This window comes from Nonomuraea sp. NPDC049309 (assembly GCF_043196965.1).
Taxonomy (GTDB): domain Bacteria; phylum Actinomycetota; class Actinomycetes; order Streptosporangiales; family Streptosporangiaceae; genus Nonomuraea; species Nonomuraea fastidiosa.
In genome coordinates, this window is the sequence record NZ_JBICSH010000008.1 from 175,214 (window position 1) to 189,864 (window position 14,651).

The window sequence follows — 14,651 nt, forward strand, 5'->3', positions numbered from 1 at the left end:
CGCCGCCCGATTCGGCGACGGCGGCCCGCGTGAAGACCGGCGTCGAGGCCCTGCCGGGTCCGGCGCCTGCCCCGCGCGGGCCGGGCGAGATGCCGTCAGGGCCTGGCGAGACCGTCAGGGCCCGGCTAGATGCCGTCAGGGTCCGGCAAGATGCCGCCAGGGCCTGGCGAGACCGTCAGGGCCCGGTTAGATGCCGTCACACAGCCCGGCGAGACCGTCAAGGCACGGCGAGACGCCGTCAGGGCCCGGCGAGATCGGTGATGACCCCGCCGGGATCAAGCGCCGGGATCAAGCGCCGGGATCAGCTGAACTCGGCGAGCGTGCGCTCCGCCTCGGCCAGCCACGAGCGGCGTGCGGTCAGGGCCTCCTCGGTCTCCTTGATGTCCTTGACCCGGCCCGCCGCCTGTGCCTTGTCCAGGCGCTTCTCCAGCTGCGCGATGGAGGTGCGCAGCTGGTCGACGGTGCTCTGCGCGCGCGCCCTGGCCTCGGGGTTGGAGCGCTTCCACTCCGCGTCCTCGGCCTTGCGCACGGCCTCGTCCACCCGGCGCAGGCCGCCCTCGAGCCGGTCGCGCTGGTCGCGCGGCACGGGGCCGGCGGCCTCCCAGCGCTCCAGGATGCCGCGCAGGGCGGACCTGGCCGCGCGCGCGTCGGTGACGGGCAGGAGCTTCTCGGCCTCGGCGAGCAGCTGCTCCTTGACCACCGCGTTGGCGGCCAGGGAGGCGTCGCGTTCGGCGAACACCGCGGAGCGGGCCTGGAAGAACTGGTCCTGGGCGGCCTTGAAGCGCGCCCACAGCTCGTCCTCGGCCTCGCGCGAGGCGCGCCCCGCGCTCTTCCACTGCTGCATCAGGTCGCGGTAGATGGCCGCCGTGGGACCCCAGTCGGTGGAGTCGGCGAGCGCCTCGGCCTCGGCGACGATGCGCTCCTTGGCGGCGCGCACCTGCTCGCGCTGCTCGTCGAGCCCCGCGAAGTACGCCTTACGCCGCTTGGCGAACGCCGTGCGCGCCGCCGACAGCCGCTTCCACAGCACGGCCTCGGTGGCCCGGTCGATGCGGTCGGCGGCCTTCCACTCCTCGACGAGCTGGCGCAGCCGCTCGCCACCCGACTTCCAGTGGGTGGTCTCCTCGGCGATGCGCTCGGCCTCGGCGACGATGCGCTCCTTGACCGCCCTGGCCTCGGCCCGTGCGCGCTCGCGGGCCGCCTTGATCTCCTCGCGGCGCTGGGACACCAGCTCGCTCAACCCGTCGAGCCTGGCCGTCAGGGCATCGAGGTCGCCGACGGCGTGGGCGTCGGCCACGGCCTCGCGCAGCTTGGCGATGCTGGCCTCGGCCTGGGCCGGAGCGAGGTCGGTGCCCCTGACACGCTGTTCGAGGAGCTGGACCTGGCCGGCCAGCTCGTCGTACTTGCGATGGAAGTAGGCCAGTGCCTCTTCGGGTTCACCGGCCTGCCAGGAGCCGACGGCCCGTTCTCCCTCAGCCGTACGCACGTAGACGGTGCCGTCGTCGTCTACCCGGCCCCACGGGTCGGTGCTCACCGTGTCCTCCCGCACTATCCATCAGACCCTTCGGGACTGCTTCGTCCCTAGTTTGTATTACGTCAGCTCTTGCCGGCGATTGTCACGTCTTTGATTTCGACGGTTTGCTTAGGTGCTCCCGTGCCGTCTCCCGCGTCGTTGATCACGCCTGCTTTGTTCACCTTGTCCAGGATGTCGAGACCCTTGGTGATCGTACCCACAGGGGTGTAATCCGGGGTGAGTCCGATGTCGCCGTAAACGAGGAAGAACTGGCTGCCCGTGGTGCCCGGCGCGGAGGTTTTGGCCATCGCCATCACACCGCGCTTGTACTCGGCTCCTTCGAGGTTCTCCTCGGCCATGCGGTAACCGGGACCGCCGGATCCGTCCTGGCTCTTGCCGTCGGCCTTGGCGGTCGGGTCGCCGCACTGCAACATGGGGAACTGGTCGTTGCCGAGCCGGTGGCACTTGCTGCCGTCGTAGTAGTTCTTCTTCGCCAGGAACTCCAGCGAGTTGACCGTGCACGGAGCCTTGGCATTGTCCAGCTCGACTTCGATCTTCCCCAAATTGGTATTGATCGTCATCTTCTTCGTGGCCGGCTCGGTCTTCACCTTCGCCGGCGGCATGCCGACGTCCTTGACCTGACCGGAGGTGTCCTTGACGTACTCACACGTGCCCGTGGCCGCGTCATAAGGCTTCGGCCCCGTGCTCTCCGACGCCTGGTCCGTCTGCCCGGCCGACGCGGAGGGCGAGGCGGCCGCCTCAGTGCCAGGGTCGTTGCCCCCGAGCAACGCGACCGCGGCCACGATGCCGCCCACCACGACCACCACGCCCACCGTGGAGCCGATGATCGCGGTGCGCTTGGCCTTCTGCTCACGCTCCCGGCGGCGCTGCATCTGCCGCTCGTAGTGCTCGCGTGCCAGTTGCCTCTGCCGGTCCTTGCCCGTGGCCACCGCTTTGCCTCCCGTAGTCAATCAACTGAGGTGGGCGAATCGTATCGGCCAACGGGTGATGATTCGCAGCCCGGCGACCCGCACCGGTACCCTTCGGTTACATTCCCATTGGCTTTTCGACGAGATCACCTGAGGCAGATGCTCATCGCCGGCTTCCCCGCAGGGGCCTTCCAGACCAATTGTTACGTAGTCGCGCCCGCTGCCGGTGAGGAGTGCGTCATCGTCGACCCAGGTCAGGACGCCACCGAGGGGGTCGAGGAGCTGCTGCGCGAGCACCGGCTCAAGCCCGTCGCGGTCCTGCTCACCCACGGTCACCTCGACCACGTCTGGTCGGTGGCCCCCGTCTGCGGCGCGCGCGACGTCCCCGCGTGGATCCACCCCGACGACCGCCACCTGCTGAGCGACCCCGCCGCCGGCTGGTCGCCGACCAGCGCCGACCTGTTCGGCGGCATCACGCTGAGCGAGCCCGACGACGTGCGCGAGCTGTCCGACGGCGCCGTGCTGCGGCTCGCCGGCCTCGAGCTCGTGGTCGACCACACGCCGGGCCATACCAGGGGGTCGGTGAGCTTCCGGCTGCCCGGTGACCAGATCATGTTCTCGGGCGACCTGTTGTTCGCCGGCTCCATCGGCCGCACCGATCTCCCCGGCGGCGACTACGCCACGATTTTGCGCAGCCTGGCTACCAAGTGCCTGCCGCTGCCTGACGATACGGTCGTCCTGCCGGGCCACGGACCACAAACCACGATCGGCCGCGAGCGCGCGACCAACCCATACCTGAAGGAAGCAGCGCCGCACGCCGGTCCCACACGAGGGATCTGATGAGCTTCCAAGCACCGAAAGGCACGTTCGACTGGTTGCCACCCCGCTCCGAGCGGGTCCTCGCCGTACGCGAGGCGCTGGCCGCGCCGCTGCGGCTGGCCGGCTACGGCTACATCGAGACGCCGGTCTTCGAGGACACCCAGCTGTTCGCCAGGGGCGTAGGCGAGTCCACGGACATCGTCACCAAGGAGATGTACACCTTCCCCGACAAGGCGGGCCGCTCGCTGACGCTGCGCCCCGAGGGGACCGCCTCGGTCGTCCGCGCGGTGCTCCAGCACAACCTCCACGCGGGGCAGCTTCCGGTGAAGCTGTGGTACTCCGGCAGCCAGTTCCGCTACGAGCGCGCCCAAAAGGGCCGCTACCGCCACTTCTGGCAGGTCGGCGCCGAGGCGCTGGGCGCCGAGGACCCGGCGCTCGACGCCGAGCTGATCGTCCTCGCCACCCGCGGCTTCGCCTCGCTCGGGCTGAAGAACGTCCGGCTGCTGCTCAACACGCTCGGCGACAGGAACTGCCGGCCCGCCTACCGCGCCGCGCTCCAGGACTTCCTGCGCGGGCTCGACCTCGACGAGGACACGCGGGCGCGCATCGAGATCAACCCGCTGCGGGTGCTCGACGACAAGCGTCCCGAGGTGCAGGCACAGCTCGCCGGCGCGCCGCTGGTGGTCGACCACCTGTGCGAGGCGTGCAAGGCGTACCACGACGAGGTGCGCGCCCTGCTGCGCGAGGCCGGCATCGCCTTCGAGGACGACCCCAAGCTGGTGCGGGGCCTCGACTACTACACGCGCACCACGTTCGAGTTCGTGCACGGCGGGCTCGGCTCGCAGTCGGCCGTCGGCGGCGGCGGCCGCTACGACGGGCTCAGCGAGATGCTCGGCGGGCCGCCGCTGCCCAGCGTCGGCTGGGCGCTCGGCGTCGATCGCACGTTCCTCGCCATGGAGGCCGAGGGTCTGCTCGGCGACGACGCGGCACACGAGCGCGTGCAGGTGTACGGTGTCCCGCTGGGTGACGACGCCCGGCGCCGCATGTTCCTGCTCATCGACGAGCTGCGCGCGGCGGGCCTCAGCGCCGACATGGCCTTCGGCGGCAAGGGACTCAAGGGCGCGATGAAGGGCGCCGGCCGCTCCGGCGCCGCGTTCGCGCTGATCCTGGGCGAGCGTGACCTGGCCGCCGAGGCCGTGCAAGTGAAGGACCTGGCCACCGCCGAGCAGACCGAGGTGCCGCTGGCCAAGGTCGTCGACGTCTTGAAGGGGAAGGTGCAGTGACCGGCGAGCCAGGGCCGCTGCCTCCCCTCACTCATCCGCATGAAGGGAAAGTGCAGTGATCCGCACGCATACCGCCGGGTCGCTCCGCGAGGAGCACGCCGGGCAGAAGGTGACGCTCGCAGGATGGGTGGCGCGCCGCCGTGACCACGGCGGTGTCGTCTTCATCGATCTGCGCGACGCCTCCGGCTCGGCGCAGGTGGTCTTCCGCGAGGAGGACCACGCCCACGACCTGCGCGCCGAATACTGCGTGCAGGTCGTCGGCGAGGTCAGGAAGCGGCCCGAGGGCAACGAGAACCCCGAGCTGCCCACCGGCGCCATCGAGGTCGTTGCCGACAAGGTCGAGGTGCTGAGCGAGTCGGCGCCGCTGCCGTTCCCGATCGAGGGCAACGTGGGGGTGTCGGAGGAGGCGCGGCTGAAGTACCGCTACCTCGACATCCGCCGCCAGCAGGTGGCCGACGCGATGCGCATCCGCTCCAAGGCGACCTACCTCGCCAACGAGGTGATGCACGAGCTCGGCTTCGTCTACGTCGAGACGCCCACCCTGACCCGCTCCACGCCCGAGGGCGCGCGCGACTTCCTGGTTCCGGTGCGCCTGCAGCCGGGCAACTGGTACGCCCTGCCGCAGTCGCCCCAGCTGTTCAAGCAGCTCCTCCAGGTGGCCGGCCTCGAGCGCTACTACCAGCTCGCCAAGTGCTACCGCGACGAGGACCTGCGGGCCGACCGCCAGCCGGAGTTCACCCAGATCGACATCGAGATGTCCTTCGTCGACCAGGAGGACGTCATCGCGGTCGGCGAGAAGCTGATCGGCCGGCTGTGGAAGGAGATCGTCGGCTACGAGCTGCCCAACCCGCTGCCGCGCATGACGTACGCCGACGCGATGGCCCGCTTCGGCTCCGACAAGCCCGACCTGCGCTTCGGCCAGGAGCTCGTCGAGATGACCGACTACTTCGCGGGCACCTCCTTCCGCGTCTTCCAGGCCGACTACGTCGGCGCCGTCGTCATGCCGGGCGGGGCCTCCCAGACCCGCAAGGAGCTCGACGGCTGGCAGGAGTGGGCCCGCTCGCGCGGCGCCAAGGGCCTTGCCTACGTGCTCGTCCAGGAGGACGGTACCCTCGGCGGCCCGGTCGCCAAGAACCTCTCCGAGCAGGAGCTGTCCGGCCTGGCCGCCAAGGTCGGCGCGCAGCCCGGCGACTGCATCTTCTTCGCCGCCGGCGCCAAGAAGGACGCCCGCGAGCTGCTCGGCGCCGCCCGCCTTGAGATCGGCCGGCGCTGCAACCTCATCGACGAGTCGCAGTGGTCGTTCCTGTGGGTCGTCGACGCGCCCATGTTCGAGGAGGACGGCGAAGGCGGCTGGACGGCCGTGCACCACCCGTTCACCGGGCCGAAGCCGGAGTGGGCCGACACCTTCCAGGACCACCCGGGCGAGGCGCTCGCCTACGCCTACGACATGGTCTGCAACGGCATGGAGATCGGCGGCGGCTCGATCCGTATCCACCGGGCCGAGATGCAGCAGCGCGTCTTCGACGTGCTCGGCATCTCCAAGGAGGAGGCGGAGACCAAGTTCGGCTTCCTGCTCGAGGCGTTCAAGTACGGCCCGCCCCCGCACGGCGGCATCGCCTACGGCTGGGACCGCATCTGCATGCTGCTCGCGGGCGGCGAGTCGATCCGCGACGTCATCGCGTTCCCGAAGACGGCCTCCGGCTTCGACCCGCTGACCGGCGCGCCCACGCCGATCACGGCGGAGCAGCGCAAGGAGGCGGGTGTGGACGCCGCGCCCAAGCCGTGACCGGCGGCCTGGGCGTCCCTCGTCAGGGGCGCCCAGGCCTCGCGGAACGGACGACGGCCCGGAAGCCCCATGCGGGGGCTCCGGGCCGTCGCGCTCTGGAGAAGCGGGCCGGTCGCAAGGGCAGCGCTGGCCGCGAGCGGCAGCGCCGGATCCGCGCTGATGTCAAGGCGCCGGGCCGGTCTCAGAAGGTGGCGCCGGTCTCAGAAGGTGGCGCCGTCGCCGAAGGGAGCGCTGGTCTCAGAAGGCGGCGCCGTCGCCGAAGGGAGCGCCGCTCTCAGAAGGCCGCGCCGGTGCCGAAAAAGGAGCGCCGGCGCGGATGGCCGCGCCGGCGCTCGGGTCAGGAGAAGCGGATCACGAGAAGGTGATGCGCTTGATGATGACCGGGTTGAGCGGCGCGGTGGTGCCGCCGTCGCCGGTGATGTCGGCGTCGTTGATGATCAGGTCGGAGCCGTCCTTGGCCAGGCCCAGCAGCACGTCCATGCCCTCGCTGACCATGCCGACGACCGAGTAGCCCGAGCCGATCTGGATGTTCTCGTCGGACAGCGAAATGGCGAACTGGCTGTTGTTCAGCCCGGCCGCGTCGCCCGGCTGCGTCATGAAGACCACGCCCTTGCCGAGCGGGATGTCGATGTTCTCGTCGGCGTAGATGTAGCCCGCGGTGCCCTGGCCGTCCGTCGGGTTCTGGCCGTCGGCCTTGGCCTGCGGGTCACCGCACTGCAGCAGGTGGACGCCGGAGACGTCGGGCGTGACCAGGCGGTGGCACTTCATGTTGTCGTAGAACTTCTTCTGCGACAGGAAGTGCAGCGAGTTGATCGCGCACGGAGCCGCGTCCGTCATCAGGTCCACGACGACCTTGCCGCGGTTCAGCTGGATCGTCATCTGCTCGAACTTCAGGACCTTCTTGCTCGGCCTCTTCGGCGGCAGGCCCACGAACTTGTGCGGCACCGAGGTGTCGCGCTTGTACTCGCACGTCACCGGGCCGGTCCTGGTCGGCGTCGGAGTCGGTTCGGGCAGCACCCCGGTGCTGGCGGACGGGTCACTCTGCGCCGTCGCCTCACCCGGATCGTTGTTGACCAAGGTCGTCGCCGCGAAGATGCCGCCCGCGACCACGACGACGGCCACGGCCGCGCCGATGAGGGTGTTCCGCCTGGCCTTGGCGGTCTGCTCGGCGGCGCGCTTCGCCTGCCGTTCCTTGTGCTCCCGCGCCAGCTCTCTCTGGCGGTCCTCTTCGCTCTGGCGGTCGTCGCCGCTCACCGCTATGTCCTCTCGTCCTTTGCCAAGGTATGACCAAACAACTTCGCGAATGCTACCGGCCTTCGATATGTGGCGGACGTAAGTGGCGAAAGCTGGAGCAAGCGACCTGTGAGACTCCGAACCATAGGGCCGAGCCGGTCGTAGGTGAAAGGTAGACCAAAGAGCCGCCATGTTTCGACGAGATCCTCGGCCTCCCGGCCCATCCCCTGATCGTCCACTTAGCGGTGGCGCTCACCCCGCTACAGGCCGTCCTCGCGGTCGCGTACGCGGTGGTGCCGTGCTGGCGCGCCGCCACGTCCTGGGCCGTCGTGCCGCTCGCCCTCGCGGCGCCCGCGGCCGTCTTCGCCGCCAGGCGAAGCGGTGAGAGCCTCAGCGCGGCTTCGCCGGGCGTCGAGGGCGAGACGGCGGCGCGCATCTCCGCGCACGAGCCTCGCGACCCCCGCTGCTGCTGTCGGCGCTGGGGCTCGGCGCGGCGGCCCTGCTCCTCGTGTACGCCACCGGCCCCGGCCGCGGCGCACTGCCCGGCCACCGCTTCGGCCGCCCCGTCACGGCCGTCTGCGCGGTGCTGACGGTCGCGCCGGCCGCCGTGGCGGGCTGCTACGTCGTCCAGGCCGGCGACCCGGGGGCCAGGGCCGTCCGGTCCTAGCGGGTGCGCCGCAGCGTGTAATCTCGCGTTGTGGATAGCCTGTTCGATTCGGCCGCCGAGGAGGCCACTCCGCAGCCGCTCGCCGTGCGCATGCGCCCCCGCACGCTCGACGAGGTCATCGGCCAGCGGCATCTGCTCGGACCCGGCACCCCGCTGCGGCGCCTGGTCGAGAGCGAGGCCCCCATGTCGCTGTTCCTGTGGGGGCCGCCGGGCACCGGCAAGACCACGCTCGCCTACGTCGTCTCCAACGTCACCAAGCGCCGCTTCGTCGAGATCTCCGCCGTCTCCGCCGGGGTCAAGGAGGTCCGCTCCGCCATCGACGCCGCGCGGCGCGAGCTCGGCATGACCGGCCGCCAGACCGTGCTCTTCGTCGACGAGGTCCACCGCTTCAACAAGGCCCAGCAGGACGCGCTGCTGCCCGCCGTGGAGAACCGCTGGGTCACCTTCATCGGCGCCACCACGGAAAACCCGTTCTTCTCGGTCATCTCGCCGCTGCTGTCGCGCTCGCTGCTGCTCACGCTGGAGTCGCTGTCCGACGACGACGTGCGCGCGGTGCTGCGGCGGGCCGTGTCCGACCCGCGCGGGCTCGGCGGGCGTAACACGCTCGCTCCCGAGGCGCTCGACCACCTCGTCCGCCTCGCCGGCGGCGACGCGCGGCGCTCGCTCACCTACCTGGAGGCGGCGGCGCTGCTGGCCGACGACATCACGGTCGAGGTGGTGGAGAAGGCCGTCGACAAGGCGGCCGTGCGCTACGACCGGCAGGGCGACCAGCACTACGACGTCATCAGCGCGTTCATCAAGTCGATGCGCGGCTCCGACGCCGACGCGGCGCTCCACTACCTCGCCCGCATGATCGAAGCCGGCGAGGACCCGCGCTTCATCGCCCGCCGCATCGTCATCTTCGCCTCCGAGGACGTCGGCCTGGCCGACCCCACCTGCCTGCAGACCGCGGTGGCCGCCGCGCAGGCGGTGCAGCTCATCGGGCTGCCCGAGGCGCAGATCAACCTCGCGCACGCGGTCATCCACTGCGCCACCGCGCCCAAGTCCAACGCCGTCGTCAAGGCCATCGGCGCCGCGATCGACGACGTGCGCAAGGGGCTCATCGGGCAGGTGCCGGGCCACCTGCGCGACGCCCACTACCCTGGGGCGGCCAAGCTGGGCCACGGCGAGGGCTACAAGTACCCCCACGACTTCGAGCACGGGCTGGTACGCCAGGACTACGCGCCCGAGCAGGTGCGCGCGCGGCGCTACTACCAGCCGACCCGCCACGGGGCCGAGGCGCCGGTGGCCGAGCGGTGGGCGAAGATCCGCGACTTCCTGCGGAAGTCGTGACCGCATCCGGCCGCCCTCACCCGTGAGGCGCCCCGGTCACGTCCGGTCGCCGTCCCCGGCAAGGCGCGATGGCCGCATCCGGTCACTTTCGCCATCGAATGCTTCACAGCCGTACTGATTTCGCGATCACTGGGAAAGACGATCGTTGTGAAGCCGACCGTGACCCCCGGCGGCGGCCTTTTCGGCCCCCGATCGATCACCTGGCGCATCCACACCGAGGCGCCGGCCTGGCCGGCCGTCGTCCGCGCCTTTCAGCTCCAGGCCCTGCACCCGCGGACGATCCGCGGCCTCGTCCAGAACTTCCCGCTCGACGACCAGGAGTCGGCGGCGGCCTGGCTGAAGCGCCGGCTCGGCTTCATCGCGCTGCGCGCCTTCGGCACCCGCGAGCAGGCCGAGCAGGCCTGCGGGCAGGCCCGCGAGATGCACGCCAGGCTCGTCGGCCTCGACACCGGGACCGGCACGCTGTTCCGGCTCGGCGAGCCCGAGTGCCTGCGCTGGTCCCACTGCACCGAGGTGGCCTCCCACCTGGAGATCGCCCGGCTGTCGGGGGTGGCGCTGACGCCGGGGGAGCGCGACGCGTACGTGGCCGAGCAGCGCCGCGCCGCCCGCCTCATGGGCGTCGACGACGCGCCGGGCAGCGCCGCCGAGCTGGACGACCACATCGCGCGGATGCGCCCGCGGCTGTCGGCCACCGGCGAGGCCCGCGCCGTCCTGCGCCTCCTCGTCAGCCTCCGCCCGTCGCTGCGGCCTCCCGCGCTGTTCGCGCCGCCGCTCGGCCCCGGCTCGCTGCCCGCCGTTGGCGCGCTCGCGTTCGCGACGCTGCCGGAATGGGCCGGGCGCATGTACGGCCGCCCCGGCGATGCGGCGGCCCGCTACGCGGCGGGCACCGCGCTCAAGGCGCTGCGCGCCGCGGCATCGGCCATGCCGGAACGCCTGGCGGCGCCCGAGATCAGAGCCGCACGCGCCCTCATGAGAGCGGCGACGCGGACGCGGGAAGCCGACGTGGCTGCCTGAACGGCGGGGCTTTCCGCACTAACGTTGTCACCCGGACGCGATAGGGTCTTGACGTTCCGGCCCAGCGTACGAGGGAGATGCGCGGATGCTTACCGCTGGAGAGGTCGCCGGGCTGATCGCCGCCACGGGCTGGGTGGTCCTGGTGTGCGTCATGGCCATGGTGCTCGTCAAGCTCGCCAGGCTGCTCACCGAGACCACCAAGGCGGTCTCCGACCTGAACAAGCGCCTGGCACCGCTGCTCGACGACGTGAGCGTGACGGTCAACGAGACCAACAGGCAGCTCGTCGCCGTCGAGGCCATCGCCAAGGACGTCAAGCAGGTCAGCGGCCACGCCGCCAAGCTGAGCGCGGTCACGCAGACCATCTTCACCGGGCCGCTCATCAAGGTGTCCTCGCTGACCTACGGCGTGCGCAAGGCCATCGAGGCGCGCAGGCCGCGGCGGCCCGTACGCACGGGCCAGAGCCGTCCCCGGGCTCAGGCGAACGGCCGGCCGGCCGCCGAGCACGCGCAGGGGCGGGCCCGATGATCCGCCGGATGTTCTACATCTCGCTGGGCGCGTTCCTCGCCTTCTGGGTGATGCGCCGGCTGCAGGCCCTGCAGCCCGACCACATCGCCCGCAGGACGGCCGACAACGCCGCGGGCATGCTCCGGCGAGTGAGAGACTTTACTTCCGACGCACTCGGCGAGGCCGCGGAGCGCGAAACCGAGTTGCGCGCCCGCTTCGGCCTCGACAAGGCTGAAGACATCGCCTGACGGCTTCGGCCGGCGGCTACAGTGGACGGCCCGGAGTGCGGCCCCGCACCGGTGTACCGGCGGTCACACCGGTCGTTCACGGGCTCATCGACCACCTACGACACAAGACTGACTGACTACAGCAAAGGATGGCCACCATGGAGTCGGCAGAGATCGCGCGCCGCTTCCTGCGCTTCTTCGAGGAGCGTGGGCACACCATAGTGCCCTCGGCCAGCCTGATCGCTGAGGACCCGACGCTTCTCCTGGTCAACGCGGGTATGGTGCCGTTCAAGCCGTACTTCCTGGGGCAGCGCAGGCCTCCGGGGTCACGGCTGGCCACCGTCCAGAAGTGCGTCCGCACGCCCGACATCGACGAGGTCGGCAAGACCACCCGGCACGCGACGTTCTTCCAGATGCTGGGCAACTTCTCCTTCGGCGACTACTTCAAGGCCGAGGTGATCCCGTTCGCGTGGGAGCTGCTCACCAGGTCCGAGTCCGACGGCGGCTTCGGCTTCCCCGAGGACCGGCTGTGGGCGACGGTCTACGCCGAGGACGACGAGGCGTACGACATCTGGCGCAACAAGGTCGGCCTGCCCGAGGAGCGCATCCAGCGCCGCGGCCTCGAGGACAACTACTGGCACATGGGCGTGCCCGGCCCCGGCGGCCCCTGCTCGGAGATCTACTACGACCGCGGCCCCGAATACGGCAAGGAGGGCGGCCCGGTCGCCGACGAGGACCGCTACCTCGAGGTCTGGAACCTCGTGTTCATGCAGTACCAGCTCAGCGCGGTGCGGTCCAAGACCGACTTCGACGTCGCCGGCGAGCTGCCCAGCAAGAACATCGACACCGGCATGGGCCTCGAGCGCATGGCGGCGATCCTGCAGGGCGTCGACAACATCTACGAGATCGACACCACGTACAAGATCCTCGACAAGGCGGCCGAGCTCACCAAGACCCGCTACGGCCGCGACGCGCGCGCCGACGTCAGCCTGCGGGTCATCGCCGACCACGTCCGCACCGGCACCATGCTGGTCGCCGACGGCGTGCTGCCCGGCAACGAGGGCCGCGGCTACGTCCTGCGCCGCATCCTGCGCCGCTCGATCCGCAACCTGCGCCTGCTCGGCTCCGGCGACGAGCGCTACATGCACGAGCTGACCGACGTCGCGATCAACGTGATGGGCGAGCAGTACCCCGAGCTCAAGACCGACGCGCCGCAGATCCACGCGGTCATCGACGCCGAGGAGGCGTCGTTCCTCGGCACGCTGCGCACCGGCACCGCGATCTTCGACGTGGCCGTCGAGGAGACCAAGCGCAAGAACGGCACCACGATCTCCGGCGACCAGGCGTTCAAGCTCCACGACACCTACGGCTTCCCGATCGACCTGACCCTGGAGATGGCGGCCGAGCACGGCCTCAAGGTCGACGAGGAGGGCTTCCGCCGGCTTATGAAGGAGCAGCGGGCGGCGGCCAAGGCCGACGCGGCGGCGAAGAAGACCGGCAACGCCGACATCTCGGTGTTCGGCCGGCTGCTGGAGTCCGCGGGCAAGGTCGAGTTCCTCGGCTACGACGAGACCGAGACCGACACCCAGGTCGTCGGCATCCTCGTCGACGGCGCGTCCGTCCCCGCGGTGGGCGCGGGCACCACGGTCGAGGTCGTGCTGCAGCGCACCCCGTTCTACGCCGAGGGCGGTGGCCAGCTCGCCGACCAGGGCGTCATCCGCACCAGCGGGGCCGAGGTCGAGGTCGTCGACGTCCAGTCGCCGCTCAAGGGCCTCATCGTCCACCGCGGCAAGGTCCGCAGCGGCGAGCTGCGGGTGGGTGACGAGGCGCAGGCGGAGATCGACATCGAGCGCCGCCGCGCGATCTCGCGCAGCCACAGCGCCACCCACCTGGTCCACCGCGGCTTCAGGAACGCGCTCGGCGAGACGGCGGCGCAGGCCGGTTCCGAGAACTCCCCGGGCCGCTTCCGCTTCGACTTCACCGCGGCGGGCGCGGTGCCGCCGAGCGTGCTGCGCGACGTCGAGGACGAGGTCAACGCCGTGCTCATCAACGACCTCAAGGTCAACGCCTTCTACACCTCCCAGGCGGAGGCGCGGGCGATGGGCGCGCTCGCCATGTTCGGCGAGAAGTACGGCGACGAGGTCCGCGTCGTCGAGATCGGCGACTACTCCCGCGAGCTGTGCGGCGGCACCCACGTCCACAGCTCCGGCCAGCTCGGCCTGGTCAAGGTGCTGGGCGAGCAGTCGGTCGGCGCGGGCGTGCGCCGCGTCGAAGCGCTCGTCGGCCTCGACGCCTTCCGCTTCCTCGCCCGCGAGAGCGTGCTGGTCAACCAGCTCAGCGAGCAGCTCAAGGCGCGCCGCGAGGAGCTGCCCGAGCGCATCGAGGGCATCGTCACCCGGCTGCGCACCGCGGAGAAGGAGCTGGAGCGGCTCCGCTCCGCCCAGGTGCTCCAGGTGGCGGGCGACCTCGTGTCGCAGGCCCGCGACCTGCGCGGCGTCTCCGTCGTGACACACCGCGCGCCTGATGGCACCGGCGCCGATGACCTGCGTAAGCTCGCGCTTGATGTACGAGGCAGGTTCCCGGCCGACCGGCCGGCGGTCATCGTGATCGTCGGCGTCCCCTCCGACCGGCCCGTGGTGGTTGCCGCGGTCAACGAGGCGGGGCGCGAGCGGGGGCTCAAGGCCGGACAGCTGGTCGGCGTCGCCGCCAAGGCTCTTGGGGGTGGCGGTGGCGGCAAGGACGATGTCGCGCAGGGCGGCGGTTCGCGACCGGAGGCGATCGGCGACGCGCTGCGCCTGGTTGACGAGGCGATCTCGGGGCAGCTCGGCTGACATGAGATTCGGTTCGCGAATCGGCGTCGACGTCGGTTCGGTACGCATCGGCGTGGCCCGCAGCGACCCGTCAGGGCTGCTGGCCACGCCGGTCGAGACTGTCAAGCGGGGCAAGGGCGACCTCGACCGCATCGCCGCCATCGTCGCCGAGCACGAGGCGATCGAGGTCGTGGTGGGGTTGCCCACCTCGCTGTCCGGGCGTGAGGGCCAGGCCGCCGGGCTGGCGCGCGAGTTCGCCGCCAAGCTCGCCGCGCGGCTGGCGCCCACGCCCGTCCGCCTGTTCGACGAGCGGCTGACCACGGTCACCGCGCAGCACGGCCTGCGGGCCAGCGGCGTGCGGGCCAAGAAGCAGCGCGGCGTCGTCGACCAGGCGGCGGCCGTCGTGCTGTTGCAGGACGCGCTCGACTCCGAGCGCGCCACGGAGAGACCACCAGGCAGGCCCGTCGAACCGCCACGTGCGGCCGACGGACCTGCCCGATGAGGGCGCCGGCCTTCGCACCACAGCGCCGGCGGCC

The 14,651-nt window shown here is 71.0% G+C and carries 13 protein-coding genes and 1 pseudogene; 11 read left to right on the top strand and 3 right to left on the bottom strand.

The genetic code is table 11. The features are described from left to right. Positions 1-301 precede the first annotated feature (301 nt). Positions 302-1,531 carry a DUF349 domain-containing protein gene (locus ACGFIM_RS36700; RefSeq protein ID WP_393210551.1) on the bottom strand — a complete coding sequence of 410 codons (1,230 nt, stop codon included), beginning with the start codon at positions 1,529-1,531 and terminating at the stop codon, positions 302-304. A gap of 62 nt (positions 1,532-1,593) precedes the next feature. Then, positions 1,594-2,460, bottom strand: a complete 867-nt coding sequence (locus tag ACGFIM_RS36705) for a peptidylprolyl isomerase (protein ID WP_393210554.1) — start codon at positions 2,458-2,460, stop codon at positions 1,594-1,596. A 138-nt stretch (positions 2,461-2,598) separates the two neighbouring features. Here ACGFIM_RS36705 and ACGFIM_RS36710 point away from each other — a divergent pair, with 138 nt between their 5' ends. Genes ACGFIM_RS36710 through aspS form a run of 3 tightly spaced genes read left to right on the top strand, consistent with a single transcriptional unit; the run spans position 2,599 to position 6,327 of the window. Then, positions 2,599-3,279 (top strand): MBL fold metallo-hydrolase, encoded by a 681-nt coding sequence (locus ACGFIM_RS36710; protein WP_393210556.1) that lies wholly within the window; start codon positions 2,599-2,601, stop codon positions 3,277-3,279. Next, positions 3,279-4,541 (top strand): histidine--tRNA ligase, encoded by a 1,263-nt coding sequence (gene hisS, locus ACGFIM_RS36715; RefSeq protein WP_393210559.1) that lies wholly within the window; start codon positions 3,279-3,281, stop codon positions 4,539-4,541. The genes ACGFIM_RS36710 and hisS overlap by 1 nt, the downstream gene beginning before the upstream one ends. A gap of 55 nt (positions 4,542-4,596) precedes the next feature. Next, the gene (aspS, locus tag ACGFIM_RS36720; RefSeq protein ID WP_393210562.1) at positions 4,597-6,327 is read left to right on the top strand and encodes an aspartate--tRNA ligase; all 1,731 of its coding nucleotides are present in this window, start codon (positions 4,597-4,599) and stop codon (positions 6,325-6,327) included. A 351-nt stretch (positions 6,328-6,678) separates the two neighbouring features. Here aspS and ACGFIM_RS36725 read toward each other — a convergent pair whose 3' ends face one another. Continuing rightward, on the bottom strand, positions 6,679-7,581 hold the full coding sequence (locus ACGFIM_RS36725) for a peptidylprolyl isomerase (RefSeq protein WP_393210565.1): 903 nt from the start codon (positions 7,579-7,581) through the stop codon (positions 6,679-6,681). A 182-nt stretch (positions 7,582-7,763) separates the two neighbouring features. Here ACGFIM_RS36725 and ACGFIM_RS36730 point away from each other — a divergent pair. The 8 genes and pseudogenes from ACGFIM_RS36730 to ruvX all read left to right on the top strand — a co-directional run. Further along, a pseudogene (locus ACGFIM_RS36730) lies at positions 7,764-7,913 on the top strand (hypothetical protein); the annotation flags it as partial. Between the two features lie 155 nt (positions 7,914-8,068). Beyond that, positions 8,069-8,227, top strand: a complete 159-nt coding sequence (locus ACGFIM_RS36735) for a hypothetical protein (RefSeq protein ID WP_393210568.1) — start codon at positions 8,069-8,071, stop codon at positions 8,225-8,227. Between the two features lie 30 nt (positions 8,228-8,257). Continuing rightward, entirely contained in the window at positions 8,258-9,559 is a 1,302-nt protein-coding gene (locus ACGFIM_RS36740) for a replication-associated recombination protein A (protein ID WP_393210571.1), read from the top strand. Positions 9,560-9,706: 147 nt separating this feature from the next. Further along, the gene (locus ACGFIM_RS36745) at positions 9,707-10,573 is read left to right on the top strand and encodes an oxygenase MpaB family protein (RefSeq protein WP_393210573.1); all 867 of its coding nucleotides are present in this window, start codon (positions 9,707-9,709) and stop codon (positions 10,571-10,573) included. A gap of 85 nt (positions 10,574-10,658) precedes the next feature. Further along, entirely contained in the window at positions 10,659-11,099 is a 441-nt protein-coding gene (locus ACGFIM_RS36750) for a DUF948 domain-containing protein (RefSeq protein ID WP_393210576.1), read from the top strand. A gap of 8 nt (positions 11,100-11,107) precedes the next feature. Then, positions 11,108-11,326, top strand: a complete 219-nt coding sequence (locus ACGFIM_RS36755) for a hypothetical protein (RefSeq protein ID WP_393210579.1) — start codon at positions 11,108-11,110, stop codon at positions 11,324-11,326. A 137-nt stretch (positions 11,327-11,463) separates the two neighbouring features. Then, positions 11,464-14,136, top strand: a complete 2,673-nt coding sequence (gene alaS / locus ACGFIM_RS36760) for an alanine--tRNA ligase (RefSeq protein ID WP_393210582.1) — start codon at positions 11,464-11,466, stop codon at positions 14,134-14,136. Position 14,137: 1 nt separating this feature from the next. Next, a complete protein-coding gene (gene ruvX, locus ACGFIM_RS36765; RefSeq protein ID WP_393210585.1) occupies positions 14,138-14,617 on the top strand; it encodes a Holliday junction resolvase RuvX in 480 nt (159 codons plus the stop codon). Positions 14,618-14,651: the final 34 nt, after the last annotated feature.